The sequence below is a fragment of the Arthrobacter sp. TB 26 genome (genome assembly GCF_000427315.1).
Lineage (GTDB): Bacteria > Actinomycetota > Actinomycetes > Actinomycetales > Micrococcaceae > Arthrobacter.
On the sequence record NZ_AUPJ01000440.1, the window covers coordinates 1 to 1,137 of the forward strand.

A 1,137-nucleotide genomic window follows, 5' to 3' on the forward strand; every position below is an offset into this window, starting at 1 on the left:
CGCCCCGCCGTCGCTGTTTGTGACGCTATGGAGCTAGAGCCCCAGGTCGGCTTCGAAGGCGCCTTCCTCAAGGCGTGCCTTCAGCGTCTGCAGGAAGCGACCTGCGTCGGCGCCGTCGACCAGGCGGTGGTCGTACGTCAGGGAGAGGTACATCATCGAGCGGATGGCCAGCGAGTCATCGCCGTTCTCATCGGCGACCACAACGGCCCGCTTGACGATCGCTCCGGTGCCGAGGATGGCAACCTGCGGCTGGTTGATGATCGGGGTGTCGAACAGGGCGCCCACGGAACCGATGTTGGTGATGCTGAAGGTTCCGCCGGAGAGCTCGTCCGGTCCGATTTTGCCGTTGCGGGTGCGGTCCGCGACGTCGGCGATCTTGCCTGCCAGGCCAGCCAGGTTCAGGTTGCCGGCGTCGGCGATGACCGGCACCAGCAGGCCCTTGTCGGTGTCCACCGCAATCGCCAGGTGCTCGGCGTTGTGGTACGTGATCTCCTGCTTGTCCTCGTCGTAGGAGGCGTTGACCTTCGGGTGCTGCTTCAGGGCCTCGGCAACAGCCTTGGCGATGAAGGGCAGGAAGGTCAGCTTGGAGCCGTTCTGGGCCTGGAAGGAGTTCTTGGCCTTGGCGCGGAGCTTGGCGACCTTGGTCATGTCGACCTCGTGCACCTGGGTCAGCTGGGTGGAGATGTCCAGTGACTCGCGCATGCGGCGGGCAATGACCTGGCGGATCCGCGGGGCCTTCTGCACGGTTCCGCGCAGCGAGGAGAGGTCAGCGGACGGGCGTGCGGCCGGTGCGGCGGCCGGGGCTGCCGAAGGTGCGGCGGCTGCGGCGGGGGCCGGGGCTGCCTTGGCTTCTGCTGCTGCCAGCACGTCCTGCTTGCGGATGCGCCCGCCGACGCCGGTGCCGGTCAGGGAGGAGATGTCCACGCCCTGCTGGTTGGCCAGCTTGCGGACGAGCGGCGTGACGTAGCCGGACTCTGCGGACGAGGCTGCCGGGGCAGCAACGGGGGCAGCGGCTTCCTGCGCCGGGGCGGGTGCTTCCTGCTTGGGAGCCTCCTGCTTGGGGGCTTCAGCCGGAGCAGTTTCCTTCGGGGCCTCCTGCTTCGGGGCTGCTGCTTCTTTCGGAGCTTCCGGGGCGGG

General features: G+C 68.2%; 1 protein-coding gene. It reads right to left on the reverse strand.

The genetic code is table 11. From position 1 onward, the window contains the following. Positions 1-33 precede the first annotated feature (33 nt). On the reverse strand, positions 34-1,137 hold a 1,104-nt coding region (sucB, locus tag K789_RS0116730), incomplete at its 5' end, for a 2-oxoglutarate dehydrogenase, E2 component, dihydrolipoamide succinyltransferase (protein WP_024367758.1).